Genomic DNA, 25737 nt, shown 5'->3' on the forward strand with positions numbered 1-25737 from the left:
ATGGATCGCGTGTCACCGGGACGGGGAGTGGGCCTTCCGGACGCGTCCGGAAGAGTGCCCGGTGCGGCCCGCAGGTTTTCCGGGCCCGGGAGGGTACGCGTAGGTTCATGGACTGGCTCAAGAAACTTCCCGTCGTGGGGCCGCTCGTCGCGCGGCTGATGGAGACGCACGCCTGGCGCTCCTACGAGCGTCTGGAGAAGGTCCACTGGGCCAGGCTCGCCGCCGCGATCACCTTCATCAGCTTCCTGGCGCTCTTCCCGCTGATCGCGGTCGGCGCGGCGATCGCGGCCGCGCTGCTGAGCGACAAGCAGCTGGACACCATCAAGGACAAGCTCGCCGAGCAGGTGCCGGGTATCTCCGACCAGCTCGGCATCGACACCCTGGTGGCCAACGCGGGCACGGTCGGTCTGGTGGCCGGTGCGCTGCTGCTCTTCACCGGTGTCGGCTGGGTCGGCTCGATGCGCGAGTGCCTGCGCGCGGTCTGGGAGCTGGACGACGTCCAGGAGGCCAATCCGGTCGTCGCCAAGCTCAAGGACGCCGTGCTGCTGGTCGGCCTCGGCGGCGCGGCGCTCGCCACGCTGGCGGTCTCCACCGTCGGGACGACGGCCGTCGGCTGGACCGCCGACCAGCTCGGCATCCCCGAAGGCGGCGCGGGCGGCGTCCTGCTCCGGCTGGCGGCCCTGGTGGTCGCGGTCCTCGCCGACTTCCTGCTGATCCTCTACCTGCTGACGCTGCTGCCAGGAGTCGAGCCGCCCCGGCGCCGGCTGGCGGTCGCGGCGCTGGTCGGCGCGGTCGGCTTCGAGCTGCTCAAGCTGCTGCTCGGCAGCTATATGAAGGGCGTCGCGGGCAAGAGCATGTACGGCGCGTTCGGCGTGCCGATCGCGCTGCTGCTCTGGATCAACTTCTCCGCGAAGCTGCTGCTGTTCTGCGCCGCCTGGACCGCGACCGGGTCCAAGGAGGAGGAGCTGGACGGGTACGGCAAGGACGCGAAGGCGGAGCCGGAGGCCGCGGAACAGGCCGGCGGCTCCACCCGGGCCTCCTGAGTCAGTCCTGCGGCGTCCGCCGGCCCAGACCCGGCACCGGCCACCGCCGGTTCACCAGGAACACGCCGGCCGCCAGGACCACCAGCACGCCGCCGACGACCGCCAGCGCGACACCGACTCCGCCGGACTCCTGCTGCCCGGCGGTCGCGACGTGCGCGGCCTTCGCCGGGCCGCCGGAGCCCTGGTCCGCGCCGGCTGCCGGCCCGACGCCGTCGCCGCCGTCCGCGTTCCCGGTGTGCAGCGACTTCGGTGGCACCAGCTGGCCGACCGGGGTCACCTTGCCGCTCGCGGCGAAGCCCCAGTCGAGCAGGTGGGCGGCCTCCTTGTAGACGGCGTGGCTCTCCTCCGCCGACGGGTTCATGACGGTGACCAGCAGCACCCGGCCGTTGCGCTCGGCGACCCCGGTGAACGTGGAGCCCGCGTGGGTCGTGTAGCCGTTCTTGACGCCCGCGATGCCCTTGTACGGGTCGACGCCGATGTCCCCGGTGATCAGCCGGTTGGTGTTCTGGATCTCGAAGCTCTCGCGCCTCTTGCCCTTCTTCTTCTCACCGGGGAAGTCGGCGGAGGCCGTGGCCGCGTACTCGCGGAAGTCCTTCTTCTGCATGCCGCTGCGGGCGATCAGCGTCAGGTCGTAGGCGCTGGAGACCTGGCCCGGCGCGTCGTACCCGTCCGGCGAGACAACCGTCGTGTCCAGCGCCTGGAGCTCCTCGGCGTGCTTCTGCATCGCGTCCACCGTCTTGGGGACGCCGCCGTACATCTCCGAGAGCACGTGCACCGCGTCGTTGCCCGACCGCAGGAAGACGCCGAGCCACAGGTCGTGGACCGTGTACGTCTGGTCCTCCTTGATGCCCACCAGGCTGCTGCCCTCGCCGACACCGGCCAGGTCGCTCTCCTTCACCGTGTGGGTCAGCGAGGTGGGCTGGAGCGCGGGCAGCACCGTGTCCGCGAACAGCATCTTCAGGGTGGAGGCGGGCGGCAGCCGCCAGTGCGCGTTGTTCGAGGCCAGGATGGACCCGCTCTCCGCGTCCGCGACGACCCACGAGCGGCCGGACAGCTTCTTCGGCAGCACCGGTGCTCCTCGGCCCAGGTTGACCTGAGGGCCTGTCCTGGCGAGCTGCTCCCCGCCGAGGCTCGACATCGTGCTCGGCGGCTTGGGCTGCTTGTCGTCCGTCTTGTCCTTATCGGCCGCGTGTACGGGCGTAAGGGCAAGACTCGACAGCAGGGCGGCGGAGATGACCGTCGAAGCGATCTTTTTCAGAGCAGGCACGGTCGAAAAAGTACAGGGCGAAGATGTGGATGAGGACCCGGACCGGCTGACCCGCCGGAGTGGTGGCCGGGACTGCTCCTTTCGGACGCCACCCCGGGCGAGGGCCCCGGACGGCGGCGGCGATACTGGACCCATGAAGCTCAGCCGCCCCGCCTCCTGGTTCCTGCTCGTCTTCGGGGTGTGGAGCTGGTTCATCTGGATCACTTTCGTCAAGAACCTGTGGCAGGACGGCAGCGGGCTCGCGTTCGACGACGCGGGTGAGCCGACCGGGTACTTCTGGGTCCACCTGCTGCTCGCCATCACGTCCTTTCTTCTGGGGACGGTGGTCGGCGCGATCGGGTTGCGTGGCGTCCGGGCTTTGCGCGACGAGCGCGCACGATGAGAAGAACGTGGGTAGGCACGGATGGCAGCAGTGGTCTTCGTCCTGGTGGCGCTCGTGGTGCTGGCGTTGCTCGCGAGCGTGCACCGCTATGTGTGGCGCCGGTTCGTCGGTGACACGACGGCACCGGGCAGCACACTGCGCAAGGTGGGCACCGTCGCCGCCTTCGTGCTGCCGCTCCTGAGCGTCGGCGCCATGACCTCCGGCCGGACAGGCGCGCCCTTCTGGCTCCAGCAGGTGCTGGCCTGGCCCGGCTTCCTGTGGCTGGCCTGCCTGATGTACCTGACGCTGGCCCTGCTCGTGGGCGAGGTCGTCCGCCCGCTCCTGACCCGCCTGCTCGCCAAGCGCGACGCGTCGGCCGCCGCCCGTAGCGCCGGCGCCCCGACCGCCGTCGCGCTGCCGCAGGAGGCCGCTGCGACAACGACAAGCGGAACCCACTCCCGTACGGAAGAACTCGTTCCGGCAGGGCCGGACACCCTCACCACCTCGGCCGATCCGGCCTCCGCGACCACCTCGCCCACCGAACCGGAACCGGAACCGGAACCGGAACCGGCCGACCGCACACCTGCCCCGGCCGTCGCCCTGCCCTCCCGCCGCCTCTTCGTCTCCCGGGTCGTCGGCGGCGCGGCAGCCGCCGCGGGCCTCGCCACCGTCGGGTACGGGACGGCCGACGTGCTGCGCGGGCCGAGCGTCCAGCGCGTCACCGTGCCGCTGGCCAAACTGCCGCGCGCGGCCCACGGCTTCCGGATCGCCGTGGTCAGCGACATCCACATCGGCCCGATCCTCGGCCGCGCCCACACCCGGCGCATCGTCGACACGATCAACTCCACCTCGCCCGACCTGGTCGCCGTGGTCGGTGACCTCGTCGACGGCTCCGTGGCCGACCTCGGCTCCGCCGCCGAACCGCTGGCCGGGCTGCGGGCCCGGCACGGCAGCTTCTTCGTCACCGGCAACCACGAGTACTTCTCCGGCGCCGAGCAGTGGGTGAACCATGTCCGCGAGCTGGGCCTGATCCCGCTGGAGAACGCCCGGGTGGAGATGGGCGGGTTCGACCTGGCCGGGGTTAACGACATCGCCGGCGAGACCGAGGGCCAGGGTCCTGACTTCGTCCGCGCGCTCGGCGACCGGGACCGCTCGCGGGCCGCCGTCCTCCTCGCGCACCAGCCCGTCGTCATCCACGACGCCGTCGAGCACGGCGTCGACCTCCAGCTCTCCGGCCACACCCACGGCGGACAGCTCTGGCCGGGCAACTACCTCGCCGAGCTGGCCAACCCGACGGTCGCCGGGCTCGAACAGTACGGCGACACGCAGCTGTTCGTCTCGCGCGGCGCGGGCGCCTGGGGCCCGCCGGTACGGGTCGGCGCTCCGGCCGACATCACCGTCGTCGAACTCGCCTCGCGCCAGGCCTGAATCCCCGCCCCTCATGTGTGCGGGCGTTGCGGTTGCGATCATGCGATCTTCAACTAAACCGAACCGTAACGTCACGCTCCGCTACGTAAAGTCGCAGGTGAGAGGCGGGAAACAGCCTTTTCGGACACGCCGAGTCGAACGTGTCCAACAAAAGGCTGTGAGTGCCCCATTTACTCTTCCAGATGTGAAAATCGTGTGATTGGGTAAGCGCGAACGTGCGGCAATGTGCGTGTCTGAGCGCAACTGCCGTGGTGGGGCTGGTAAGGGAGAGCACGGCAATGCGGTCGGTCCGGGTACGGATTCTCGCGATTCTCGCGGTTTTGGTCATCGCAGGCGTCGGCGCCTGGCAACTGCTCCCCTCAGGGGAGGGGAAGACCGACGCGATCACGGTCGGGACATCGGACATCGTGACCTCGCTGGACCCGGCCGGCGCGTACGACGCGGGTTCCTGGGCGATCTACAGCAACATCTACCAGTCGCTGATGACCTTCAAGCCGGGCGCCATCGTGCCGGAGCCGGACGCCGCGGAGAGCTGCGCGTTCGTCGGCCAGAAGCTCCAGACGTACCAGTGCAAGCTCCGGGACGACCTGACCTTCTCCAACGGCCGGAAGATCACCGCCGAGGACGTCAAGCACTCCTTCGACCGGATCTTCGCGATCAAGTCGGACGTCGGCCCCTCGGGTCTCTTCCCGACGCTCGACACGGTCACCACCGAGGGCCGCACGATCACGTTCAACCTGTCCGGCAAGGACGCGACCTTCCCGCAGAAGCTCGCCACCGGCGCGGCGGCGATCGTCGACTCGACCAAGTACCCGAAGGACGAGCTCCGCAAGGGCAACCAGGTCGACGGCTCCGGCCCGTACGTCCTCAACTCGTACGAGCCGAACGCCCGCGCCGAGCTGGTCCCGAACCTCAAGTACAAGGGCGCGCTCAAGAAGATCGGCGAAGCGGTCGACATCCGCTACTTCACGGCCTCCGAGGACCTGCTGGCGGCCTGGAACAACGGCGAGGTCGACATCGCCCACCGCCAGCTGCCGTCCTCCAAGCTCGCGGAGCTGGACGAGGGTGATCCGGAGCTGCGCGTGACCGAGGCGGCCAGCGCCGAGATCCGCAACATCATCTTCAACACCCGCAAGGACTCGCCGTTCGGCGAGAAGAAGGTCCGCCAGGCCGTCGCCGCACTCCTGGACCGGGGCCCGCTGGTCAGCAAGGTCTACCAGGGCACGGTCGAGCCGCTGTACTCGCTGATCCCGACCGGCTACATCGGGCACAGCACCCCGTTCTTCGACGCCTACCCCTCCTCCGACCCCAAGCGCGCCAAGAAGCTCCTCGCCGAGGCCGGGCTCCAGACGCCGGTGGCCGTCAACTTCGCCTACCGCGAAGGCGACATGTACACCAAGGAGACCGCCGAGCTACGGCGCCAGCTGGAGAAGGACGGCCTCTTCGAGGTCTCGGTCAAGGCGGTGGAGTGGACGCGGTACCAGAAGGGTTACGCGGCCGGTGAGTACGACATGTACACCGTCGGCTGGTTCCCCGACTTCCCGGACCCCGACACCTTCAGCCAGCCGCTCGTCGGCACCGGCAACGTCCTGCACAGCGGCTACTCCAGCAAGAAGATGGACAAGCTGATCGCCGCCACGCAGCAGTTCAGCGACCGCGGCCGCACCTCCAACGACTTCAAGGAGATGCAGAAGCTGGTCGGCGAGGACGTGCCGCTGCTGCCGCTCTGGCAGAAGAAGGACTACGTCGTCGCCAAGTCGGACGTCGCCGGCTCCCAGTACCTCTCCGACGGCACCGGCTTCTGGCGCCTGTGGGAGCTCAGCTGGATCTGACGCGCCACCCGGGACGGCCGGTCAGCCGGCCGCCCCGGGCCGCGTCCCGTCCGAAGCGGCGGAGGCCGGAGTCTCGCCGCCCGGCATGAACTCCGCCAGCAGTGCGTGAACCTGCCGTACGAGCGGTCGCAGCACGCGGAAGCGGGAGAGCCCGATCGCGCGTGCGGCGATCGGCGCGGTGCGCTCGACGAGCCGCCGGCTGCGCTCCGCGCCCGGCGAGCGGTCGTACACCCAGAACAGCACCAGCCCCATCTGCATCAGCCAGAGCAACTCGGGCAGCAGCGGCGCCAGTTCGGGATCGCTCTTGGTGTCCGAACCGGCGAGGGTCTGGCGGTGGATGGCGATCGCCGCCTCCCGGGCCGCCACCGACTCGTCGGAGAACGGCGAGAGCGGACTGTCCGGGTCGGCCGCGTTCTTGAAGAACTGTGCGGCGAACCGGTGGTACGGCTCCGCCACCTCCAGCCAGACCAGCAGCACTCCGCGGATCCGGCCGGCCAGCTCCGCCTCGTCCGCCAGGACGGGCCGCACCGCCGCCGCGTGTTCACCGGCGATGCGGTCGTAGAAGCCCTGGACCAGGTGCTCCTTGGAGGAGAAGTAGTAGTAGGCGTTCCCGGTGGAGACGCCCGCCTCCTGCGCGATGGCCCGCATCGTCGTCCTGTCGTAGCCACGCTCGGCGAAGAGCCGGAGCGCCGTTTCGAGAATCAGCGTGCGGGTCTGCTCGCTCTTCGGCGCCTTGGCCGCCTTGGCGGGCTTCGCGGCCCCGTTCTCCTGCACGTTCTTCTCTTCCTTCACCACGGTCCCAAGGTTAGCGGGGAGCCCACCGAGCACCTGGCGGTACCGGGCACGCCTGCGCCGGGCCGCACCGCGGAGCCGTCGCCGCCCGGTACCTCGCCGCGGCGAGCACGGTCCCCCGGGCGAACGGCGCTCCGGCCGGTGTGGTCAGCCAGTGGGCCTTGGAGCGGTACTTGGCCAGCGCCCACAGGCAGACGATCCAGGCGGAGGTCCCGCGGTAGACCTGCCCGAGGTCGCCGACCACGGTGATCTCCTCGTACGTGGAGGCCGGGTCCAGCTCCGGGAACCGCTGCCGTGCCTCCACCGATCCGGCCGGTACGAGGTCGAGCGGGACGAGCTGGCGCTGCCGGCCGAGCCAGTGCCGCAGGTGCGTGCAGAGCGGGCACCGTGCGTCGTAGAGGACGGTGAGCCGGCGGACAGGAGCGGCGGCGGTCACCGGGCTCACTGCCCCGGCGTCGGAGCGGGCGCGGCCCACGGGCCCGGAGCTCCCGGCCTCGTCCAGCCCTGCGGCGGTACGGGCGGGGTCTGCTCGCGCTCCAGTGCGCTGCGGCGCCGGATGCGGCCGAGCACGTACACATTGCCCAGGTGCATCACGCCGAGCACCAGCAGGACCACGCCGACCTTCACCGAGAGCGCCTCGAACAGCTCGCGGGCGTTCGCGACCCCGTCGGCGTTCTTCAGGTAGAGCGTGACGAAGCCGAGGTTGACCAGGTAGAAGCCCACCACCAGCAGGTGGTTGACGGCTTCGGCGAGCTTCTCGTTCCCGTGCAGCACGTCGGCGAGGAAGACCCGGCCGTTACGGCTGAGAGTGCGGGCGACCCAGATGGTGAGCGCCACGCTGATCAGCAGGTAGAGGACGTACGCGACCACGGTGAGGTCCATGCCCGACTCTCCTTTGAACGTGTTCAAAACTGCTCGTGGGCATGACTGTAGCCCTCTTCTTGAACATGTTCAAGAAAAGGGCTACAGGGTGTCTGTCAGAGAGTCCTGGGCAGTGGCTCGGGCGATTCCACCGGCTCCGGCGGCTCCGTCAGCGCGTCCGCGATCTCCGCGCGCAGCGCCTCACCGTGCAGCGGCACCACCTCCGCCAGCATCTCGGCCCACTCCTCGGCCGCGCTGTCCACGCCCTCCCGGAACCCTCGCTCGATCGGCCTGCGGGCGAAGACCAGCGCCACCGCCGCGACCGGCCGCAGCAGCCACCGCCCGCGCACGCTCAGCACGACGGAGACCTGCCAGGAGCCGTCCTCGGCCGGACGCGGCGTCACCGTGAGGCGGGCTTTGCCGAGCCGGTGCACCGCCCGGCCGACCACCGGCGCGCGGGCGGCCAAAGGCGCCGAGAGCGGCTGCTCCAGCGCGGCCCACCAGGCGCGCAGGTCGACCTTGGCGCGGCCCGAGAAGCGGTACAGCGAACCGCCCTTCGGATTGTGTCCGTCGAGCGACACCTCCAGCTCCCTGGGCGTCCGGGGCTCGCGCACCCGCACCCCCACCCGCATGGACATGCCCTCCTCCGCCATCAGGCTCTCCAGCTCGACGGTGCGGGACGGCCGCCACTCCCGCAGCACGGTGGCCTCCGGGGCGCCGTCCCGGTCCGGCCCGGCCATCTCCCCGTACCGCGCGCCCGACTCCTGCCATGACGCCGGCCCGGCGCTCAGGCGCTCATCGAGCGGGCCTGGTTGACCTGGCCCATCACGCCCGGAAAGGTGTGCGGGCCCGTCGCCGGGATCATCGTGCCGTGGTGGCGGCCGCCGCTGGTGACGGTGACCTGCACGAAGCCGACGGTCCGCCTCTCCTTCATCAGCAGGAAGAGCAGCCCGATCAGGCAGAACAGCGCGAAGACGATCGCCAGCACGATCGCGTGCGCCGGGATCTTCTCCTCGGTGCGCGACATGTCGGTGGCCGTCCAGACCGCGCCCTTGAGCGGCATCGTCCCCGACGGCGTGACGATCGCGTCGCTCATGACGGTGATGTCGCCGATGGACAGCACCGGGACACCGCCCTGTCCGGGCATGCCGTGCGGCGCCGGGAGGTACTGGCCGGGCATCGTCGGCTGCGCCTGGTGCGGGTAGCCGTAGCCCGGTCCCGGCTCGGTCGCCGACTCGGGAAGCGGCTGCGGATAGCCGTACGCGGGCGTCGCACCCGGCGGCGGACAGCCGTACGCCTGACCGTCGGCCACCGTCGGCGGGTGGCCTGGCTGCTGCGGGTGGCCGGGCTGTTGCTGGGGAGGACCCCACTTGTACGCGTCGCCCGCGTACGGATTCGGCTCGCTCATGGGGATCCCCGTTCTCTGCGCGGCTTTCAGCTCGGCACGACCGTACCGCCCATATCGCCCGGACGCAGCAACGGGCCCCGCCCGCCGAGGTCATGAAGACGACGGCGGACGGGGCCCGTGAAAGTGGTGCGCAGGGATACGCGCGGGGATCAGAAGCGACGCGTGATGAGCGCGCGCTTGACCTCCTGGATCGCCTTGGTGACCTCGATGCCACGCGGGCAGGCGTCCGTGCAGTTGAACGTCGTACGGCAACGCCACACGCCGTCACGGTCGTTGAGGATCTCCAGCCGCTGCTCGCCGGCCTCGTCACGCGAGTCGAAGATGAAGCGGTGCGCGGCGACGATCGCCGCCGGGCCGAAGTACTGGCCGTCGTTCCAGAACACCGGGCACGAGGACGTGCACGCGGCGCACAGGATGCACTTGGTGGTGTCGTCGAACCGCTCGCGGTCCTCGGCGGACTGCAGGCGCTCGCGGGTCGGCTCGTTCCCCTTGGTGACGAGGAAGGGCATGACGTCGCGGAACGCCTGGAAGAATGGGTCCATGTCGACCACGAGGTCCTTGAGGACCGTGAGGCCCTTGATGGCCTCCACCATGATCGGCTTGTCCGGGTTGATGTCCTTGATCAGCGTCTTGCAGGCGAGCCTGTTCTTGCCGTTGATCCGCATCGCGTCGGAACCGCAGATGCCGTGCGCGCAGGAGCGGCGGAACGTCAGGGTTCCGTCGAGCTCCCACTTGATCTTGTGAAGGGCGTCGAGGACACGCTCCTTCGGGTCGATCTCGATCTGGAAGTCCTGCCACTGGACCTCGTCCGACACCTCGGGGTTGAAGCGGCGGATCCGGAACGTGGCGGTGATGAACGGGGAGTCGGCGAAGCCGGCTTCGGGCTTCGCGGTCCCGTCGGTCTTGTCCAGGGTCGGGGTAGCCATCAGTACTTACGCTCCATCGGCTGGTAGCGGGTCGTCACGACCGGCTTGTAGTCGAGCCGGATCGACTCGGCGCCGTCGGCGGCCACCTCGCGGTACGCCATGGTGTGGCGCATGAAGTTGACGTCGTCGCGGTTGGGGTAGTCCTCGCGGTAGTGACCGCCGCGGGACTCCTTGCGGGCGAGCGCGGAGACCGCCATGACCTCGGCCAGGTCGAGCAGGTTGCCCAGCTCGACGGCCTCCAGCAGGTCGGTGTTGAACCGCTTGCCCTTGTCCTGGATGGACACGTTGAGGTACCGCTCGCGCAGCTCGGCGATCTTGTCGACCGCCGTCTTGATCGTCTGCTCGGTGCGGAACACCATCACGTTGGCGTCCATGCACTCCTGGAGCTCCAGGCGCAGCGTCGCCACGCGCTCGGTGCCGGTGGAGTTGCGCAGCCGCTCCACCTGGTCGGCGACGAGCTGGGCCGGGTTCTCGGGAAGGTCGACGAAGTCGTTCTTCACCGCGTACTCGGCGGCCGCGATGCCGGAGCGCTTGCCGAAGACGTTGATGTCGAGCAGCGAGTTGGTGCCCAGGCGGTTGGCGCCGTGCACGGAGACACAGGCGACCTCGCCGGCGGCGTACAGGCCCGGCACGACGGTGGTGTTGTCGGCCAGCACCTCGCCCTCGACGTTGGTCGGGATGCCGCCCATGGCGTAGTGCGCGGTCGGCTGGATCGGGATCGGGTCCGTGTAGGGCTCGATGCCGAGGTAGGTCCGCGCGAACTCGGTGATGTCCGGAAGCTTGGCGTCCAGCTGCTCCGGCGGCAGGTGCGTCAGGTCCAGGTAGACGTGGTCACCGGCCGGACCGCAGCCGCGGCCCTCGCGGATCTCCGTGTAGATGGAGCGCGAGACGACGTCACGCGAGGCGAGGTCCTTCATGACGGGCGCGTACTTCTCCATGAAGCGCTCGCCGTCCTTGTTGCGGAGGATGCCGCCCTCACCGCGGGCGCCCTCCGTCAGCAGGATGCCCATGCGCCAGATGCCCGTCGGGTGGAACTGGAAGAACTCCATGTCCTCCAGCGGCAGGCCGCGCCGGTAGCAGGCGGCCTGGCCGTCACCGGTCAGCGTGTGCGCGTTGGACGTCACCTTGAAGAACTTGCCGGTGCCGCCGGAGGCGTAGATGACCGACTTCGCCTGGAAGACGTGGATCTCGCCGGTCGCCAGCTCGAAGGCGACGACGCCGGCGGACTTCTTGACCCCGTCGACCTCGGTGATCAGCTGGTCCAGGACGTAGAACTCGTTGAAGAACTCCACGCCCTCCTTGACGCAGTTCTGGTACAGCGTCTGGAGGATCATGTGACCGGTGCGGTCCGCCGCGTAGCAGGACCGGCGGACCGGGGCCTCGCCGTGGCTGCGGGTGTGACCGCCGAAGCGCCGCTGGTCGATGCGGCCCTCGGGCGTCCGGTTGAACGGCAGGCCCATCTTCTCCAGGTCGAGGACGGCGTCGATGGCCTCCTTCGCCAGGATCTCGGCGGCGTCCTGGTCGACCAGGTAGTCACCGCCCTTGACCGTGTCGAAGGTGTGCCACTCCCAGTTGTCCTCCTCCACGTTGGCGAGCGCGGCGGCCATGCCGCCCTGCGCCGCACCGGTGTGGGAGCGGGTGGGGTAGAGCTTCGTCAGCACGGCGGTACGGCTGCGCTTGGTCGACTCGATGGCCGCGCGCATGCCGGCGCCGCCGGCGCCGACGATGACGGTGTCGTACTTGTGGATCTGCATGGTTTTCCTCTGGTCCCTCTGTCCCGGCGCCTAGCGGATGTTCGGGTCGAAGGTGAAGATCACCAGCGTGCCCAGCAGGACGGTGAACACCGTGGCGGTGTACAGGAGCATCTTCAGCCAGAAGCGGGTCTTGTCCCGTTCGGCGTAGTCGTTGATGACCGTGCGCAGGCCGTTGCCGCCGTGGAGCATGGCGAGCCACAGCATGATGAGGTCCCAGGCCTGCCAGAACGGCGAGGCCCAGCGGCCCGCCACGAAGGCGAAGCCGATCTTGGAGACGCCGCCGTCGAGCACCAGCTGGATCAGCAGGTGGCCGATGACGAGGACGGTCAGGAGGATGCCCGACAGGCGCATGAAGAGCCAGGCGTACATCTCGAAGTTGGTGCGCGATCCCTTGGGCGTCTTGCCGGTCCGCTTGCGCGGCGGCTCGATCACCGGGGCCGGGTTGTCGACGTCGTACAGGCTCACGCCTTCGACGTCGCCGATCGCGGCTGCGGAAGAAGTCTCGCTGGACATGGGCCTCAGCTCCCGAAGACGTCGCGTACGGCGTGACCGAGGACGGGGTACAGGGCCCCGACCATCAGCACGATCCAGATGCCCACCACGGTCCAGAGCATCTGCTTCTGGAGTCGCGGGCCCTTGGCCCAGAAGTCCACGGCGATGATCCGGAGACCGTTCAGCGCGTGGAAGAGAATCGCGGCCACGAGGCCGTATTCGAGGAGCGCGACGATCGGCGTCTTGTACGTGGCCACGACATCGTCGTAGGCCTCGGGAGAGACGCGGACGAGAGCGGTGTCCAGGACATGTACGAACAGGAAGAAGAAAATGAGGACACCGGTGACTCGATGAGCCACCCAGGACCACATGCCTTCCCGGCCGCGGTACAGCGTTCCAGCCGGCACGGAAGAACCCTCCGGGAGCGGGGATTGGGGTCGGCCGGCTTGACTGTCGGTCTGACCCGGCCGGGTACGGTCCACCGGCCCTGGCCATCGTAGCGACGCATTGTCGGTTCGTATCCGCCGGGGCCTCTGGTGTGATCAAAGTGGCAATCAAACAGGCACGTACGGGCTAGAGGGCGTCCATCCGGGACGCGGGCCCCGAGGCCCCGGGCGGCCTGCCGCCGCCCGGGTCACCAGCCCTCGGTCACCAGCTCGACCAGCCGGCTCCGGGCGAGTCGCCGCAGTTCGTCGGCGGCCTGGGCCCGCTCCTCGTCCACCTCGTGCGTCAGCCTGACCCGGATGGAGGCCAGGACCTGGTCCACGGCCTGCGAGGGCGGGCAGGCGTCGAGGCAGATCACGAAGGAATGGCCGAATCTGCTCTCGTACGCCGCGTGCGCGGCCTGCAGTGCCAGGTGCGCGGCGCGCGGCGCGTCGTGGTGCAGGCACGGTGCGGGCTCGGCGGCGAGCGCCTCCGCGATGTCCCGGGGCCCCAGGTCGTACCCGGCCTCGTCGGAGGCGGCCAGCAGGGACGCCAGGTCGTGGAAGGGCCGGTGCGCCGCCATCCGGTGGGCCCAGCGCCCGCTGCCGCAGCACTCCAGGAGCGCGGCCTCGGCGGTGGTGAAGGGCGACTCGTTGAACCGGGCGAGACCGGCCGCCGGTGTGGCGGCGGACACTCCGGCTACGCCGCTGACCTGCGGCGGGCGGCGGAGCTGCACGGGTATGGCGGAGGGCCGGGCCGGCGGCGCGGACTGCTCGGGCAGGCCGGCGGGGGACTCGCTGGACCTGGACAGCGTGGACTCCTCGATCAATGACATCTGTGTCCCGGAAGACGGGCAGGAGGGCAACGAGGTTGCCCGACGGGGACGAACGCGGGGTGAAACCGGGACGGCCGCGGGGTGGGGGTGTGACGGTCCCGGGTGGAAGCGGAGGTGTTCTCGGGGTGGAAGTGAAGAGAGGGATGAATGTGCCGCAACGCTAGCGAGATCCGTCGGGGGCCGTCCGGGGGATCGGCCGAAAATCACCCGAACGGGAGAGTTTCGGAACGTTTGACGACCCTCTGACCTGCGACGTCCGGCGTTCTGTACGCTCCGCGATCGTCCTCGGTGAGCGGATCACCGCCAGAAATGTCAACCTTTCAGCCTATTCACCATCCCCACGCACCCTCGACCCATCCGCCTCCACCTCCCCCCACTGGCCTCTACTCCGGAGGAATCTGACCGATGTCGCCCACGCGAGGTGCCCTCGTCACCGGCGCGGCTGTCACCGCCGCGGCCGCCGTCGTCCTCACCGTCGTCGTCTGGCCGGAAGGCTCCGGCAGCCACCCCTCCCGCGACGCGGCCTCACCGTCCGGGACCTCCGCCACGGCGGCCGCCCCGTCGCCGTCCCGCAGCTATCCGCTCTCGACCACGCCGAGCACCATCCCGGCGGTCCGCGAGCACACCGCCGCGCGCGGTCCCGGCTGGCAGCCGGGCAAGGACAGCTCGATCGTCATAGCCAAGGGCAGCCAGGTGCTCGCCGACGAGGCCCAACTGCTCGCCAAGGAGCTGAAGGTTCCGTACCGGGGCGCGGAGGCGCCTCGCGAAGGTGACGTCGAGCTGGCGCTCGGCGCGAAGGACCAGGGGCCGGCCGAGTCGTACACGCTCACCGTCCGCGACCGGAAGGTGCGGATCACCGGCCCCGACGAGTCGGGCGTCTTCTACGGCACCCGGACCCTCAAGCAGTCGCTCAAGGCCGACAAGACCGTCCCCGAAGGCGTCGTCAACGACCGGCCGGACCGGCCGCAGCGCGGGCTCAACCTCGACATCGCCCGTAAGCACTACAGCGCGGAGTGGATCGAGGACCGCATACGGGAGATGGGCGACCTCAAGCTCAACCAGCTCGGCCTGCACTTCTCCGACGACCAGGCGTTCCGGATCGAGTCGAAGACCCATCCCGAGGTGGTCTCCGACGAGGCCCTCACCCAGGACGAGGTCCGCCGGATCGTCGGCCTCGCCAGCAGCCTGCACATCGAGGTCGTCCCCGAGATCGACTCGCCCGGACACCTCGGCGCGGTGCTGCGCGCCCATCCCGACCTCCAGCTCCGCAACACGCAGGGCCGTGAGTCCCCGGGCTCGATCGACATCTCCAAGCCGGGCGCGGCGAAGCTGATCGACGAGCTGCTCGACGAGTACACCGACCTGTTCCCGGGGAAGTACTGGCACCTGGGCGCCGACGAGTACCAGGCGCTGATGGTCAGCGACCCGGCCGCCTCCTATCCGCAGCTCCAGCGGGCCGCCGAGCAGAAGCACGGCTCGGGCGCCACCATCGAGGACCTCGCCACCGGCTGGCTGAACGACCGGGCCGAGGTGGTCGAGCCCAAGGGCCGCACCGCCAAGGCGTGGAACGACGGCCTCTTCCGCGACTCGAAGGTCAAGGCGGCCAAGAACATCGAGATCGAGTACTGGACCGGCAAGGAGATCGGCGCCCGGCCGCCGCAGGAGTACCTCGCCGAGGGCTACAAGATGCTCAACCTCAACGACGAGTTCCTGTACTACGTGCTCGGCGAGCCGAACGAGTTCGTCTACCCGACCGGCAAGCGGATCTACGAGCAGTGGACCCCGATGGTCCTGCGCGGCACCGAACCGGTGGCGCAGCGCTATTCGCCGCAGATCCTCGGTGGCCGGTTCGCGGTCTGGGGCGACCTGCCGAACGCGCAGACGACCCAGCAGGTGGCCGACGGCATCAGGATGCCGCTCGTCGCGACCTCGCAGAAGCTGTGGGACCCGCGGAAACCGGAGCTGACCTGGGCACAGTTCCAGGAGCTGGCGGTTCGGACGGGCAGCGCGGGCTGACGTCGGCCCGGACGGTCGGCGGGCCGTGTGCTTTGCGGATAGCTGATACGGTCCGCCGGCCGCGCGCTCCTGAGGAGGACGTGAGAGGTCACCGACCGAGATCACGCCCTGGGGGGCCACGGGGACGAACCAGCCGCCCACGGCCCAGCCAGGGCCCATACCTCTGGTTTCCCTACCGGGTGGCCGACGGGGTCTGGAGGGGCAGCGCTCCCTCCGGCCCGGAGGGCGGCCGGGTTGCCGTCCCGCGGTCGCTGCTCCACTTCTGGTGGGCCCTGTGGATCGCGTCGCTCCTCACCGACCGGATCACCGATCGCCTGGCCGAAGGCTGGGTGGGTCCGGACGGCCTCGGACTGCTGGCCGGCGCCGACGCGCTGGAGATCGTCTCAGCGGTCGTGGCGATCCTGTTCGTCCGCACCCTGACCCGGATGCAGGTGGACCGCGCGGCGCAGCCCCTGGTTCCCGCGCCGCCGGTCCCGGGTGCGCACCGCTGACAGCCGCTCAGAAGTGACGCTTTTCGGCCATTCGGCGCAGTACGCGGTAGACCGAGGGAGACGTCGATGAGTCTGCTGGAACTGATCGAACGCGCCGACGAGCGAGCGCTCGCCGCCAGTGCTGTGGCCTGCCTGGACCGCTGCCTGCCACTGCTGGCGGGACCGGACGGACCCGAACCGCTGCGCCCGCTCTGGGCGAGCTGCGAGGACGGGCGGGAATGGGCCATCCGCCTCGCGGCCGTCCGTACGGCGATGGACGACGAGGCCGTCAGCGACGGACCGGCCGCACGGGTGCGCGCGATGCTGGGAGCCGCGCCCTCCGACTTCGCTCCCGTGCCGCTACGGGAGTGGGCCGACGCCTGCTCGCTGGTCGCGCTGGAGATCCACGGCCGCTTCGACGCCCCGGACGGAGAGGCCCCGGTGAACGGGGCCGTCCTCCTGAAGGCGGCGCGCGGCGGGCAGCCGACCGAAGCCGGGCCGCTGGTGGCCGGTGAGCTGGAGCGCCAGGTCCGGATCCTGGAGATCCTGGCGGAGACGACCGGCACGACGGGCAGCGGGGCCGGGGTGCTCAAGGCTCTGGACCTGTCGACGGAGGGGCGCCGGGTGCTGCGCGCGGTGATGTCGCGCCGGGCCCGTATCCGCGGGTGAAGCGGCGTGGCTCTCCTCGGACTTCATGGTCGAACGGCGATAAAATGGGCCATAAGCCGCAAGGTGTGCGTGTCCGGCTCCCGGCTGGCACACCCACACCTCACTCGACGAGGAGCCGCGCACATGTCCACCACCACGGAGCACCGCCCCCACGCCGACCACGCCCACCGGCACGCTCCGGGGTGCGGCCACGTGGCGGTCCCGCACGAGGACCACGTCGACTACGTCCACGACGATCACCTGCACCGCGTGCACGGCGACCACGTGGACGAGTGCGCCAAGTCCGCGCACGAGGTCCACGAGGGCCACGACCACCAGCACGGCCAGGACTGCGGCCACGTCGCGGTCCCGCACGGCGACCACGTGGACTACGTCCACGACGGCCACCGCCACTCGGAGCACGACGGCCACTGGGACGACCACTGATCCACGGCCTCGGCCGATAGCCGGGAGGGCGTCCCTGATCAGGGCGCGGAAGAGAAAAAGAGGAGCGACGACCGGGGCCGCCACCCCCCACAGGAGAGGCCCCGGCCGTCTTCCACGGGGTCGCAGCACGACCCCGTACTCATCTCAGCGCCACGGCTGCGTTTTCTGTCACACCGCACCGAGGGCCGCGAATTGTTGCGAGTTGTACAAGTCATGGACGCGACCCCTGCCGACCACGTAGCGTGCTGAGTCGCGCAGAGTGGCGCAGCAGTGGTGACCAGCTGCGATTTGGACAGCAGGGCGGGTTGAGGGAGTGCTGGGGGACGACGCGGAGCTGACCGCCGCGGTGCTCGCGGCACAGGACGGGGACGAGGACGCCTTCCGTGCTGTGTACCGCGCTGTGCAGCCACGGCTGTTGGGCTACATACGGACGCTGGTGGGCGAGCCGGACGCCGAGGACGTGGCGTCCGAGGCCTGGCTCCAGATAGCGCGTGACCTCGACCGGTTCAGCGGGGACGCCGACCGGTTCCGGGGCTGGGCGGCCCGGATCGCGCGGAACCGGTCGCTCGACCATCTGCGGATGCGCAGCCGCCGGCCCGCGATCGGCGGTGACGAGACCGAGCTGACCGGCCGGCCCGCCGAGTCCGACACCGCCGGTGACGCCATGGAGGCGCTGGACACGGACCGCACGATGTCCCTCATCGCCCAGCTCCCGCAGGACCAGGCCGAGGCCGTCGTGCTGCGCGTGGTCGTCGGGCTCGACGCCAAGAGCGCCGCCCAGACCCTCGGCAAGCGCCCCGGCGCCGTACGGACCGCCGCCCATCGCGGCCTCAAGCGGCTCGCCGAACTCCTCGGTGCCGAGCACCCCGACCCGCCCCTCCCGGCCGGCGCGCCCGCCTCCGGTGGTGGCCCTGAAGGGCCGGACCGCGCTTCGGCCCAGGAGGCCGGGAGCGACGCGGGTCAAGGCCAGGGCGGCGATTCGGGACTCGGTGCCGTACCCTCTCAGCGCCCCGGTAGGGGCGGTCCGGCGGCGCCGGCCGGGGTCACTCCCGGTGTGACGCATTCGCGACCGTGGACGCAGAGGGACATGTGATGGCCGACGAGCAGTACGAGTGGCTCGACAAGGACGCGGCGGAGAAACTGCTCCGCGGCGAGCCGGTCGTACCCCTCGGCGACCTGGCCCGCGACGATGCCGTCCGGCTCGCCGAAGCGCTCGGCGCGGCCCGTGCCGTCCGCCGCGGTCCCGCTGGTGAACTGCCCGGTGAGGACGCCGTCCTCACCGCGTTCCGGCAGGCCACCCGCTCCGGCGGCGACCGGCTCGCCGGAAACGCGGGCGCCGCGCTCCCCGGCCGGCCCGGAACGCTGCACTCCGTCCACATCGGCGCCGCCCCCGCCGCACCGCCGCGCCGCCCGCGCTGGAGCCGCCCGGTCCGCTTCGGCCTGGCCGTCTCGCTCGCGGGCTGCGCGCTCGGCGGAGTGGCCGTCGCCGCCGGTACGGGGATGCTCCCGGGCCCCTTCGGCGGCCAGGGTTCGCCCGCGCCCGCCTCCTCCGTATCGGCTGCGACCTCGGAGCCGCTGGTCTCCAGGCTGCCCGCCGACGACCCGTCCACCGAGGCCCTGCCGACGCCGCCCGACGAGCCCGGTCCGCTCTCCTCGCCCGAGAGCCGGCAGCCCGGCGCGTCTGAGGAGGCCGAGCGGCCGGAGAGCGGCGAGACCGACGCGGAGGCGGACGGCGGCGACCGCACCGGCGACCGGAACCGCCCGGACGGAACGGATGGCTCCGGCGGCGGGAGCGGTGGCGGAAGCGGTGGCGGTTCCGGCCGCGAACACGCCTCCAAGGACCCGGCCGAACGCGACGAGCGGCCCGGCGGCTCCGGCGGCCAGGGCGAGGGCGGCAACTGGTACGAGAAGTCCGTCAAGGCCTGCAAGGCCTTCCGCGCCGGCACCCTCGACGAGCGGAGCCGGCGTCAGCTGATCCAGCTGGCCAAGGGCGAGGAGAACCTGGAGCGCTTCTGCGACCGGATCCTCGGCGGCGACGGTTCCGGCGGTCCCGGTTCCGGCGGCCCTCCCGGAGGCGGAGACGGCGGAGACGACGACGGACCGGGTCGCGGAGACGGCGACGGCGGCTCCCTGCCACCCGTCTCCTTCGAGCCCGCACCGTCCGACGCGGACGGCGAGCGTCGCGCCGATGTCGGCGTACGGGCGGAGGCAGCGGTTCCGCCGCGCTCGGCGACGCCTGTCCCGACAGCCGTACTCACCCGCTGACCTGCGCCTTATCCGTACGCGGAGAAGTGCGCCGCCGACAAGTGTGACGTTTTTCGACGGCCGGGCGCAGTACAGAGTGAGCCGACTGGTCATCGGCAGCGCGACGAGCCGGGGTTCCCCCCGTACCTTCGGCTCAGCGCATCGGCGCGGGCGGGACACGTTCCCCCGGTCCCGCCCGCGCCCTCTCCTCACCGCCGGATCCCTCACCAGTAGATGACGACCTTGTCGCCGTTCTTCACCTGGTCGAAGAGGGCCGCCACCTTCGCCTTGTCCCGGACGTTCACACAGCCGTGCGAGGCACCGCCGTAGCCGTTGGCCGCGAAGTCGGCCGAATAGTGCACGGCCTGGCCACCGCTGAAGAACAGCGCGTACGGCATCGGCGTGTCGTACAGCGTCGACACATGGTCCCGGGACTTCCAGAACACCTTGAACTCGCCCTCGCGCGTGGGCGTGTACTCCGAGCCGAAGCGCACATCCATCGCGGAGACGACCCGGCCGTCGACCATCCACGCCAGGGTCCGGCTCTTCTTGCTGACGCAGAGCGCCCGGCCGGTCAGACACCGCTCGTCCGGCTTGGCCAATGGCCGCTCGGTCGGCGGGTCCAGCTCATCGGCCGTCGGCGTACGGGTCATGGCCAGCAGCTTCCGCCAGGTGACCGCGTCCGTGGAGCCGGTTGCCTCCGTACCCCGTTTGACCTGGAAGGACCGGACGGCCTCGGCGGTGACCGTGCCGTAGTAGCCGGTGGGCGTGCGCCCGAAGTGCCCGATCTGCCGCAACCGCGCCTGCAACTCCCGCACCTGTGCGCCCTCGGAGCCGGTGCGCATGAGGACCTGGGGCGGGGGAGAGGCCGTGGTCGGGGCGGGAGAGGCGGGTGCGGAGGTGGGTGGTGCGGTGGGTGAGGGCGGAGGTGCGGTGCTGGTCTCCGGGGTGGGGGTGGTGGATGTGGCCTCGGGTTTGGCGTCGTCGGTGGTGGAGGGGGCGGGGGCTGTGGTGGCGGGTGGAGGCGTCGGTGGTCGGCGCGGCGCGTCGGCGGCCGGGTCCTGCGGCCCGCACCCCGCCGCGAGGGCGGCTATCGCGAGCAATCCGGCGGCGGTCGAGGTGGCGGCGCGTCGGCCGTGCCTGCCGCCGCCTCCGCTCCCGTACCAGCCCCGTCGCGCGTACGGACGGCCGCTCTCCTCTCCGTACGCGTCGCTCTCCCCGTCCCTGTTCCTGTCCAGCATCCCCGCCATCCCCGCTTCCTTCTGGCACCCGTCGGCCCGGTGATCGCATCCTGCGCATGACAGGGGCGGCGCGTCCAGACCCCCTGGGGAGGTCACCCTCAGGAGCGATCCCTGGCTGAACGTCCGAGGCCCTGGATAAACTCGTGAACAGTGGTCCCCGAAAGGAGGATGCCGTGGCTGTAATACAGCACGAGGAGCAGGTGCGGATGGACGCAGAACCCGAGCCGACGCTCGGTGAAGTCGCCGGCCAGCTCGCACGCTCGCTGCGTGGGCATCGCGTGGAGATTCTCCAGGGGAGGCTCATTGTGACACCACCGCCGGACGTCTCGCATGCGCTGGCTCTGTCTTGGCTCAGCGAGGAATTCGGTGCCCGAGCCCGCAAAGTGGGGCTCCGGCTCGTCCAAGGCGTCGGGCTCTGGCTGCCCACAGGTCCGGAGGACTACGCGATTCCGGACCTGTCGGTCGTCGAGGTCGACATCAAGGACGCTCACGTCATGAAGAACTGCTATGCCGCCCACGTCTTCCGCATGGTGTTCGAGGTGACCTCGACCAACTGGGCCGACGACCTCGGCCCCAAGGTCGAGGACTACGCCCAGGCCGGTGTGCCGGTCTACGTGGTGGCGGACCGCAAGCACGATCAGGTGCTGCTCTGCACCGATCCGCGGGCCGGGGTGTACAGGAACAAGACGCCCCACAAGCGCGGAACCTCGTTCGTCGTGCCGGAGGTGGTCGGTGTGGAGATGAAGCTCTCCGTCGACCGTCTTCTGGACGGCGACGAGGACTGACGACCGGACGTGCCCGCCTGGGGGATCCCGAGGCGGGCGGTGCGTGACCGGTCCGCGAACGCGTCGGGCAACCCGGGCGCGGGCGTCGCGGTGACCGGTCGGTGAACGTGTCTGCGCTGCACCGTACGGCTGTGCGAGACTCCGTCCATGCTGGGTGTCACCGACCTTCCGACCTATCTCGCCGGCCTGCTGCTGATCGTGCTTCTGCCGGGTCCGAACTCGCTGTACGTGCTCTCCGTCGCCGCCCGGCGCGGTGTCCGCACCGGCTACAAGGCCGCCGCCGGCGTCTGGACCGGGGACGCCGTCCTGATGACGCTCTCCGCGCTCGGCGCCGCCTCGCTGCTCCAGACCACGCCGCTGCTGTTCGCCGTCGTCAAGTACGCGGGCGCCGGCTATCTGACCTGGCTGGCGGTCGGCATGCTGCGCGTGGCGGTGTCCCTGTGGCGCGAACGGCATCAGCGCACGGCCGAACTGGCGGAGGCGGCCGAGGCGCCCGCCACGGTGGAGAACCCTTACCGGCGGGCGCTGGTGGTCAGTCTGATCAACCCGAAGGCGATCCTGTTCCTGATCTCGTTCTTCGTGCAGTTCGTCGACCCCGGCTATGCCTATCCGGCCCTGTCGTTCCTGCTGCTCGGGACGCTGCTCCAGCTCGCCAGCTTCCTCTACCTCTCCACGCTGATCTTCGGCGGCACCCGCCTGGCCGCCGCCTTCCGCCGCCGCAAGAGGCTCTCGGCGGGAGCGACCTCGGCGGCCGGTGTGCTGTTCCTGGGGTTCGCGGCGAAGCTCTCGCTCAGCAGCGTGTAGGCGTACGGAGGCCTGGGCCGCCGGCTCCCTCACTCGTGCCAGGCCTTCCCCCCGACGTTGTGGATCATCCGCTGGAGCACCTTCAGCGCGGCGACGAACTCCTCGTCCGCGATGCCTTCGTGGATCTCCGCGCGGGCCCGCGCCACCCGTGCGAACGTCCGGTCGCGCAGCGCCCGCCCCTCGGGTGTGATCCGTAGCCGTGCCGCGTCGTCCCGCGTGATCAGGTCGCGCCCGAGGAGTTCGTCGACGGCCGCCTCGATGCCGTCAGTCCCGGTGTCGAGATAGCCGCTGAGGAAGGTGACCACCTCGGCGCGGTCGCGGCCGTCCTCCTCGGTACCGACGAGCTGGTTGATCACCCACCAGGGCGGCTGGGTCAGCCCGTGCTCGGCCAGCGCCGCGCGGATGTGGGTCACTGTCGCGTCGTGCGCGGCCCAGCTCCAGTAGCCGATCGGCTGGCGGGCGAGTCCGGCGTCGTCGTGTGAGTAGTCCATGACGGTGACGGTAGGACCTCAAGTCCACTTGAGGTCAAGCGGAGTTGAGGTCCAGGACCGCTCGGTTCGGGCAGTGGCTACCAGATGCTGGAGAACCCCAGCCGCACCCGCTCCTCCTCGTTGGCCACATCCAGCGCCCCGCCCTTGACCCGGGCCGCCTCCTGCGCCGTCAGGCCGCGGCCGTAGATCCGGACGTCGTCCAGGCCGCCGCGGAAGAGCTCCGAGACGCCGGCCGGCTGGTTCGGGAAGTCCGGGCGGGCGCCGATGTGGACCGAGAACTGCGCGGACGGAGTGATGTCGCCGGCCGGGGCCGCCGCGCTGAACTCCTGGCCGCCGTCCACCGCCAGCGTCAGTCGGCCCGCCTGCCGCTTGAGGACCGCGTGGTGCCACTGCCCGTCGTTGTACGAGGACGTGGTCCGTACGTCGGCGAAGGCGCCGCCCGTGTCGATCGCGGCGCGCAGACTGCCGCTGCCCGGCTCCGCCCGCAGCCAGAACTGCTTGACGCCGGAGCCCATGCCGTAACCCCAGATGATGGGCCGCGCGCCGGTCGTCGCCGAGTGCTGGAACCAGGCGGTCACGGTGAAGTCGCCCGTGCCCAGGCGCAGCGAGTCGGAGCAGGAGACCAGGCGCAGGTAGTCGTCCTGGCCGTCGAAGGCCATGGACTTGCCGGAGTTACGGGTGGAGAGCTGGGCGCCGCCGTGGACCACGGCGTGGTTGCCGTACCCGTTGGGGCCGGTGTCCGAGGTGCGGGGCAGGCGCAGTTCGCGGCGGTCCGCGTCCAGCCGGCTCTCGGTGAACGAGGTGAAAACGATGTCGCTGTGCGGGATGTTGCCCGCGCTCTCGTAGAGCACGCCGATGGCGCCCGTGGACAGGAGCGCCAGGTCGGAGTAGCCGGACCGGCCCGGCGTCACCACCGTACCGGCCGTCTGCCAGGTCCGGCCCTCGTCGTAGGAGGAGCGGATCGCCAGCTCACGGCGGTCCTCCAGGACGTGCGGGCCCAGCCGGGACGGCAGCGAGACGAGCAGCCGGTTCTGCGTGGCGCCCAGCTCCTTCGCGTGCAGCCGGAGCAGTGAGCCGGAGACGGGCGCGGTGTCGAGACCGGGCACCGGTGAGAACGGCGCGTCGAAGGTGGCGCCGCCGTCCGCGCTGGTGGCGGCCATCCGGTGGTCGTCCGTGCCGCACCGGGCCGAGCTGCGGGCGTTCACGTACACGCCTCCGCCGGTGGTCTCCGCGACGGTGAGCTCGGCCGGGAACGCGGGAGCGGTGTTGCGGTCCACGTCCGCCTGCGCGCCCAGCACCCAGGTCAGTCCGCCGTCGTCGCTGTAGTACAGCTGGCCGCCGGCCCGGTCGCCCGTGGTCGTGTAGTCGCCCGGCACGACCAGCCGGCCCTGGTGCGGGCCCCGGTTGAGCTGGATGCCGTGGCCGGGGCCGGTGGAGATCCAGCGCCGGCCGGCCGGCTTCAGGTGGCTGAGTGAGGCGCCGGTTGTCCAGGTGGTGCCGTCGTTCACGCTGTGGACGACGCGCAGGCTGCGCTCGCCACGGGACGGGCCGTCGGTGCCGTCGGTCCAGCCGCCGGTCGCGTACAGCAGCGACACCCGCCCGGTCGCCGCGTCCACGACGGGCGCCGGGTTGCCGTGCGCGTCCTGGTCACCCGTGCCGGCCACCACCTTCAGCGGGCCCCAACTCCGGCCGCCGTCGGTGGACTTCTTCATCACGATGTCGTTGTGGCCGATGTCGGCGCAGGTGGAGACCCGTCCCTCGGCGAAGGCCAGCAGAGCGCCCGAGGTGGTGGTGACGAGCGCGGGGATCCGGAAGCAGCGGTAGCCCTCGGTGTTCGCCTCGAACGGAGTGGCGACCGCTGACGGTACGGCCGCTGCCGCTGCCGCCGCTGCCGTGGCCGAGGCGGGAGCGGGTACGCCGAGGGCCGTGGTGGCCAGCACTGTCGTCAGCGCGGCCGTGATCAGCCGGGGTCTGTGGCGATGTGCTCGTGGTGGCCGTCCGAACAAGCGCATGGTGTCCGTCCCTGTCTTCGTACGCGTGGTCGACGGGCACGGGGCGTGCCCGCCTCTTCACCTCCGGGAACGCACCCGCCGGCTCTGCTCCGTCATCGTCCGCTTCAGCCGGAGCCCGAACGGCTTCTCGACGAACCGGTGCATCAGATGGGCCAGGACCAGGATCGAGACCACCGTGGCGACGAGCGTCAGCTGCGGCGGCAGATGCAGACCCCGGCTCATGATGCGGATCGCGAACCAGCCCAGGTGCTCGTGCAGGAGGTAGAAGGGGTACGTCAACGCTCCCGTGAACGTCAGCCAGCGCCAGTTGGCCCACTTCAGCCACCCCAGTGCCACGGCGGCCACCGCCACGAAGGAGAGCGTCACGATCAGCTGGATGACGTACGGAGAGCGGTCGAACTCGCCGCCTCCGCCCGGATGCCACAGGGCCGTGACCGAGTAGCGCTGGCCCAGGAGCCAGCTGACCAGGACGATGCCCCAGAGCAGCAGATCGCTGCCGTGCCGGTGGATCAGGTAGAGCGCGAGGCCCGCGATGAAGTACGGCGCGTGGTCCCGCATCACCAGGGCGTCGGTCAGCGGATGGTCGGCGATCCGCGCGAAGGCGCCCGCCAGCGTCCAGCCGCAGCAGAAGACGACCACCCGGCGGTACGTGACCCCGCGCCAGACGACGAACACGGCGAACAGCACGTAGAAACGCAGCTCCACCCAGAGCGTCCAGCACACCCCGAGCACCCGGTCCACGCCCATCGGCTGCTGGAGCATCGTCAGGTTGACCAGCAGTTCGTCCAGGCGCAGCGGCTTCACCACGACGGGCAGCGCGACCGCCGCGGCCGTGACGACGACGATCGCCGCCCAGTACGCCGGGTAGAGGCGGGCGACCCGGGAGCGGAAGAAGTCACCGACCGAACGGCCCCAGCTGCTCATGCAGATGACGAAGCCGCTGATGATGAAGAAGAGCTGCACACCCAGACTGCCGTACGTCGCGAACGACGACAGGGTCGGGAAGAGGTGCGCCGGCGACTGGCCCCAGGACTCGGCGACCGGGCCTTCCTTGCCCGCGTAGTGGTAGAGGCAGACCATCAGCGCGGCCAGGATGCGCAGCCCGTCCAGAGCCGCCATCCGGTCCCGCTTCCCGGCAGCGGAGGCCGGCCGCACCG

Annotated in this window: 27 protein-coding genes; 12 read left to right on the forward strand and 15 right to left on the reverse strand. The window is 70.6% G+C overall.

The features are described from left to right. Window positions 1–107 precede the first annotated feature (107 nt). Window positions 108–1043, forward strand: a complete 936-nt coding sequence (locus ABZ267_RS00625) for a YihY/virulence factor BrkB family protein (protein ID WP_356755869.1) — start codon at window positions 108–110, stop codon at window positions 1041–1043. 1 nt (window position 1044) lies between these two features. Here the strand turns inward: ABZ267_RS00625 and ABZ267_RS00630 are convergent, their stop codons facing one another. Further along, window positions 1045–2310, reverse strand: a complete 1266-nt coding sequence (locus ABZ267_RS00630) for a D-alanyl-D-alanine carboxypeptidase (RefSeq protein ID WP_356755867.1) — start codon at window positions 2308–2310, stop codon at window positions 1045–1047. Window positions 2311–2443: 133 nt separating this feature from the next. Between ABZ267_RS00630 and ABZ267_RS00635 the strand changes: the two genes are divergently transcribed. The 3 genes from ABZ267_RS00635 to ABZ267_RS00645 all read left to right on the forward strand — a co-directional run bounded on the left by ABZ267_RS00635 (window position 2444) and on the right by ABZ267_RS00645 (window position 5931). Then, window positions 2444–2692 (forward strand): hypothetical protein, encoded by a 249-nt coding sequence (locus tag ABZ267_RS00635; RefSeq protein ID WP_356755865.1) that lies wholly within the window; start codon window positions 2444–2446, stop codon window positions 2690–2692. A gap of 30 nt (window positions 2693–2722) precedes the next feature. After that, window positions 2723–4099 (forward strand): metallophosphoesterase, encoded by a 1377-nt coding sequence (locus tag ABZ267_RS00640; RefSeq protein ID WP_356755904.1) that lies wholly within the window; start codon window positions 2723–2725, stop codon window positions 4097–4099. A 278-nt stretch (window positions 4100–4377) separates the two neighbouring features. Further along, window positions 4378–5931 (forward strand): ABC transporter substrate-binding protein, encoded by a 1554-nt coding sequence (locus ABZ267_RS00645; protein ID WP_356755863.1) that lies wholly within the window; start codon window positions 4378–4380, stop codon window positions 5929–5931. A gap of 21 nt (window positions 5932–5952) precedes the next feature. Here ABZ267_RS00645 and ABZ267_RS00650 read toward each other — a convergent pair whose 3' ends face one another. The 10 genes from ABZ267_RS00650 to ABZ267_RS00695 all read right to left on the reverse strand — a co-directional run bounded on the left by ABZ267_RS00650 (window position 5953) and on the right by ABZ267_RS00695 (window position 13422). Further along, window positions 5953–6726, reverse strand: a complete 774-nt coding sequence (locus tag ABZ267_RS00650; protein ID WP_356755862.1) for a TetR family transcriptional regulator — start codon at window positions 6724–6726, stop codon at window positions 5953–5955. A gap of 10 nt (window positions 6727–6736) precedes the next feature. Then, on the reverse strand, window positions 6737–7198 hold the full coding sequence (locus ABZ267_RS00655; protein WP_356755860.1) for a DCC1-like thiol-disulfide oxidoreductase family protein: 462 nt from the start codon (window positions 7196–7198) through the stop codon (window positions 6737–6739). After that, window positions 7165–7605, reverse strand: a complete 441-nt coding sequence (locus tag ABZ267_RS00660; protein ID WP_356755858.1) for a hypothetical protein — start codon at window positions 7603–7605, stop codon at window positions 7165–7167. Before ABZ267_RS00660 ends, ABZ267_RS00655 begins: the two co-directional genes overlap by 34 nt. A 95-nt stretch (window positions 7606–7700) precedes the next feature. Then, window positions 7701–8324 carry a hypothetical protein gene (locus tag ABZ267_RS00665; RefSeq protein WP_356755856.1) on the reverse strand — a complete coding sequence of 208 codons (624 nt, stop codon included), beginning with the start codon at window positions 8322–8324 and terminating at the stop codon, window positions 7701–7703. A 47-nt stretch (window positions 8325–8371) separates the two neighbouring features. Then, the gene (locus ABZ267_RS00670) at window positions 8372–8992 is read right to left on the reverse strand and encodes a hypothetical protein (protein WP_356363298.1); all 621 of its coding nucleotides are present in this window, start codon (window positions 8990–8992) and stop codon (window positions 8372–8374) included. A 149-nt stretch (window positions 8993–9141) separates the two neighbouring features. Continuing rightward, window positions 9142–9918, reverse strand: a complete 777-nt coding sequence (locus tag ABZ267_RS00675) for a succinate dehydrogenase iron-sulfur subunit (protein ID WP_356755854.1) — start codon at window positions 9916–9918, stop codon at window positions 9142–9144. After that, window positions 9918–11672, reverse strand: coding sequence for a succinate dehydrogenase flavoprotein subunit (gene sdhA, locus ABZ267_RS00680; protein ID WP_356755852.1), 1755 nt, complete (start codon window positions 11670–11672; stop codon window positions 9918–9920). Before sdhA ends, ABZ267_RS00675 begins: the two co-directional genes overlap by 1 nt. Before the next feature lie 30 nt (window positions 11673–11702). Then, on the reverse strand, window positions 11703–12185 hold the full coding sequence (locus ABZ267_RS00685; protein WP_356755850.1) for a succinate dehydrogenase hydrophobic membrane anchor subunit: 483 nt from the start codon (window positions 12183–12185) through the stop codon (window positions 11703–11705). A gap of 5 nt (window positions 12186–12190) precedes the next feature. Next, window positions 12191–12571 carry a succinate dehydrogenase, cytochrome b556 subunit gene (gene sdhC / locus ABZ267_RS00690; protein ID WP_073740310.1) on the reverse strand — a complete coding sequence of 127 codons (381 nt, stop codon included), beginning with the start codon at window positions 12569–12571 and terminating at the stop codon, window positions 12191–12193. Between the two features lie 227 nt (window positions 12572–12798). Further along, a complete protein-coding gene (locus tag ABZ267_RS00695) occupies window positions 12799–13422 on the reverse strand; it encodes a 2-oxo-4-hydroxy-4-carboxy-5-ureidoimidazoline decarboxylase (RefSeq protein WP_356755849.1) in 624 nt (207 codons plus the stop codon). Between the two features lie 405 nt (window positions 13423–13827). Here ABZ267_RS00695 and ABZ267_RS00700 point away from each other — a divergent pair, with 405 nt between their 5' ends. The 6 genes from ABZ267_RS00700 (at window position 13828) to ABZ267_RS00725 (ending at window position 19268) form a co-directional block, all read left to right on the forward strand. Further along, window positions 13828–15438, forward strand: a complete 1611-nt coding sequence (locus ABZ267_RS00700) for a family 20 glycosylhydrolase (protein ID WP_356755847.1) — start codon at window positions 13828–13830, stop codon at window positions 15436–15438. 80 nt (window positions 15439–15518) lie between these two features. After that, window positions 15519–15929: a DUF4328 domain-containing protein gene (locus ABZ267_RS00705; protein WP_356899697.1), complete on the forward strand. Its 411-nt coding sequence runs from the start codon at window positions 15519–15521 to the stop codon at window positions 15927–15929. A 66-nt stretch (window positions 15930–15995) separates the two neighbouring features. After that, window positions 15996–16577 carry a hypothetical protein gene (locus tag ABZ267_RS00710; protein ID WP_356755843.1) on the forward strand — a complete coding sequence of 194 codons (582 nt, stop codon included), beginning with the start codon at window positions 15996–15998 and terminating at the stop codon, window positions 16575–16577. A 123-nt stretch (window positions 16578–16700) separates the two neighbouring features. Beyond that, complete coding sequence (locus ABZ267_RS00715) at window positions 16701–17003, forward strand: hypothetical protein (RefSeq protein ID WP_356755841.1); 303 nt, start codon at window positions 16701–16703, stop codon at window positions 17001–17003. A 313-nt stretch (window positions 17004–17316) separates the two neighbouring features. Continuing rightward, window positions 17317–18096 (forward strand): RNA polymerase sigma factor, encoded by a 780-nt coding sequence (locus tag ABZ267_RS00720; protein ID WP_356755839.1) that lies wholly within the window; start codon window positions 17317–17319, stop codon window positions 18094–18096. Beyond that, window positions 18096–19268, forward strand: a complete 1173-nt coding sequence (locus ABZ267_RS00725; RefSeq protein WP_356755838.1) for a hypothetical protein — start codon at window positions 18096–18098, stop codon at window positions 19266–19268. The genes ABZ267_RS00720 and ABZ267_RS00725 overlap by 1 nt, the downstream gene beginning before the upstream one ends. 203 nt (window positions 19269–19471) lie before the next feature. On the opposite strand, the gene ABZ267_RS00730 is transcribed toward ABZ267_RS00725, so the two are convergent. Next, window positions 19472–20488 carry a L,D-transpeptidase family protein gene (locus tag ABZ267_RS00730; protein WP_356899698.1) on the reverse strand — a complete coding sequence of 339 codons (1017 nt, stop codon included), beginning with the start codon at window positions 20486–20488 and terminating at the stop codon, window positions 19472–19474. 173 nt (window positions 20489–20661) lie between these two features. On the opposite strand from ABZ267_RS00730, the gene ABZ267_RS00735 reads away from it, so the two are divergent. Both ABZ267_RS00735 and leuE read left to right on the forward strand, forming a co-directional pair. Then, complete coding sequence (locus ABZ267_RS00735) at window positions 20662–21273, forward strand: Uma2 family endonuclease (protein ID WP_356755834.1); 612 nt, start codon at window positions 20662–20664, stop codon at window positions 21271–21273. Between the two features lie 147 nt (window positions 21274–21420). Next, window positions 21421–22077 (forward strand): leucine efflux protein LeuE, encoded by a 657-nt coding sequence (gene leuE / locus ABZ267_RS00740; RefSeq protein WP_356755832.1) that lies wholly within the window; start codon window positions 21421–21423, stop codon window positions 22075–22077. Window positions 22078–22106: 29 nt separating this feature from the next. On the opposite strand, the gene ABZ267_RS00745 is transcribed toward leuE, so the two are convergent. The 3 genes from ABZ267_RS00745 to ABZ267_RS00755 all read right to left on the reverse strand — a co-directional run bounded on the left by ABZ267_RS00745 (window position 22107) and on the right by ABZ267_RS00755 (window position 25735). Then, window positions 22107–22568, reverse strand: coding sequence for a MarR family winged helix-turn-helix transcriptional regulator (locus tag ABZ267_RS00745; protein ID WP_356755831.1), 462 nt, complete (start codon window positions 22566–22568; stop codon window positions 22107–22109). Between the two features lie 77 nt (window positions 22569–22645). After that, window positions 22646–24580, reverse strand: coding sequence for a sialidase family protein (locus ABZ267_RS00750; protein WP_356755829.1), 1935 nt, complete (start codon window positions 24578–24580; stop codon window positions 22646–22648). Between the two features lie 57 nt (window positions 24581–24637). Continuing rightward, the gene (locus ABZ267_RS00755; RefSeq protein ID WP_356899702.1) at window positions 24638–25735 is read right to left on the reverse strand and encodes an acyltransferase; all 1098 of its coding nucleotides are present in this window, start codon (window positions 25733–25735) and stop codon (window positions 24638–24640) included. Window positions 25736–25737: the final 2 nt, after the last annotated feature.

This window comes from Streptomyces sp. NPDC006174 (genome assembly GCF_040614075.1).
Taxonomy (GTDB): Bacteria; Actinomycetota; Actinomycetes; order Streptomycetales; family Streptomycetaceae; genus Streptomyces.

Coding starts and splice junctions, on each gene's coding strand:
- ABZ267_RS00635 (WP_356755865.1), top strand. CDS start 2,444: ATGAAGCTCAGCCGCCCCGCCTCCTGGTTCCTGCTCGTCTTCGGGGTG.
- ABZ267_RS00695 (WP_356755849.1), bottom strand. CDS start 13,422: ATGTCATTGATCGAGGAGTCCACGCTGTCCAGGTCCAGCGAGTCCCCC.
- ABZ267_RS00660 (WP_356755858.1), bottom strand. CDS start 7,605: ATGGACCTCACCGTGGTCGCGTACGTCCTCTACCTGCTGATCAGCGTG.
- ABZ267_RS00750 (WP_356755829.1), bottom strand. CDS start 24,580: ATGCGCTTGTTCGGACGGCCACCACGAGCACATCGCCACAGACCCCGG.
- ABZ267_RS00665 (WP_356755856.1), bottom strand. CDS start 8,324: ATGGCCGGGCCGGACCGGGACGGCGCCCCGGAGGCCACCGTGCTGCGG.
- ABZ267_RS00645 (WP_356755863.1), top strand. CDS start 4,378: ATGCGGTCGGTCCGGGTACGGATTCTCGCGATTCTCGCGGTTTTGGTC.
- leuE (WP_356755832.1), top strand. CDS start 21,421: ATGCTGGGTGTCACCGACCTTCCGACCTATCTCGCCGGCCTGCTGCTG.
- ABZ267_RS00700 (WP_356755847.1), top strand. CDS start 13,828: ATGTCGCCCACGCGAGGTGCCCTCGTCACCGGCGCGGCTGTCACCGCC.
- ABZ267_RS00625 (WP_356755869.1), top strand. CDS start 108: ATGGACTGGCTCAAGAAACTTCCCGTCGTGGGGCCGCTCGTCGCGCGG.
- ABZ267_RS00730 (WP_356899698.1), bottom strand. CDS start 20,488: ATGCTGGACAGGAACAGGGACGGGGAGAGCGACGCGTACGGAGAGGAG.
- sdhA (WP_356755852.1), bottom strand. CDS start 11,672: ATGCAGATCCACAAGTACGACACCGTCATCGTCGGCGCCGGCGGCGCC.
- ABZ267_RS00675 (WP_356755854.1), bottom strand. CDS start 9,918: ATGGCTACCCCGACCCTGGACAAGACCGACGGGACCGCGAAGCCCGAA.
- ABZ267_RS00685 (WP_356755850.1), bottom strand. CDS start 12,185: ATGTCCAGCGAGACTTCTTCCGCAGCCGCGATCGGCGACGTCGAAGGC.
- ABZ267_RS00715 (WP_356755841.1), top strand. CDS start 16,701: ATGTCCACCACCACGGAGCACCGCCCCCACGCCGACCACGCCCACCGG.
- ABZ267_RS00725 (WP_356755838.1), top strand. CDS start 18,096: ATGGCCGACGAGCAGTACGAGTGGCTCGACAAGGACGCGGCGGAGAAA.
- ABZ267_RS00670 (WP_356363298.1), bottom strand. CDS start 8,992: ATGAGCGAGCCGAATCCGTACGCGGGCGACGCGTACAAGTGGGGTCCT.
- ABZ267_RS00710 (WP_356755843.1), top strand. CDS start 15,996: ATGAGTCTGCTGGAACTGATCGAACGCGCCGACGAGCGAGCGCTCGCC.
- ABZ267_RS00745 (WP_356755831.1), bottom strand. CDS start 22,568: ATGGACTACTCACACGACGACGCCGGACTCGCCCGCCAGCCGATCGGC.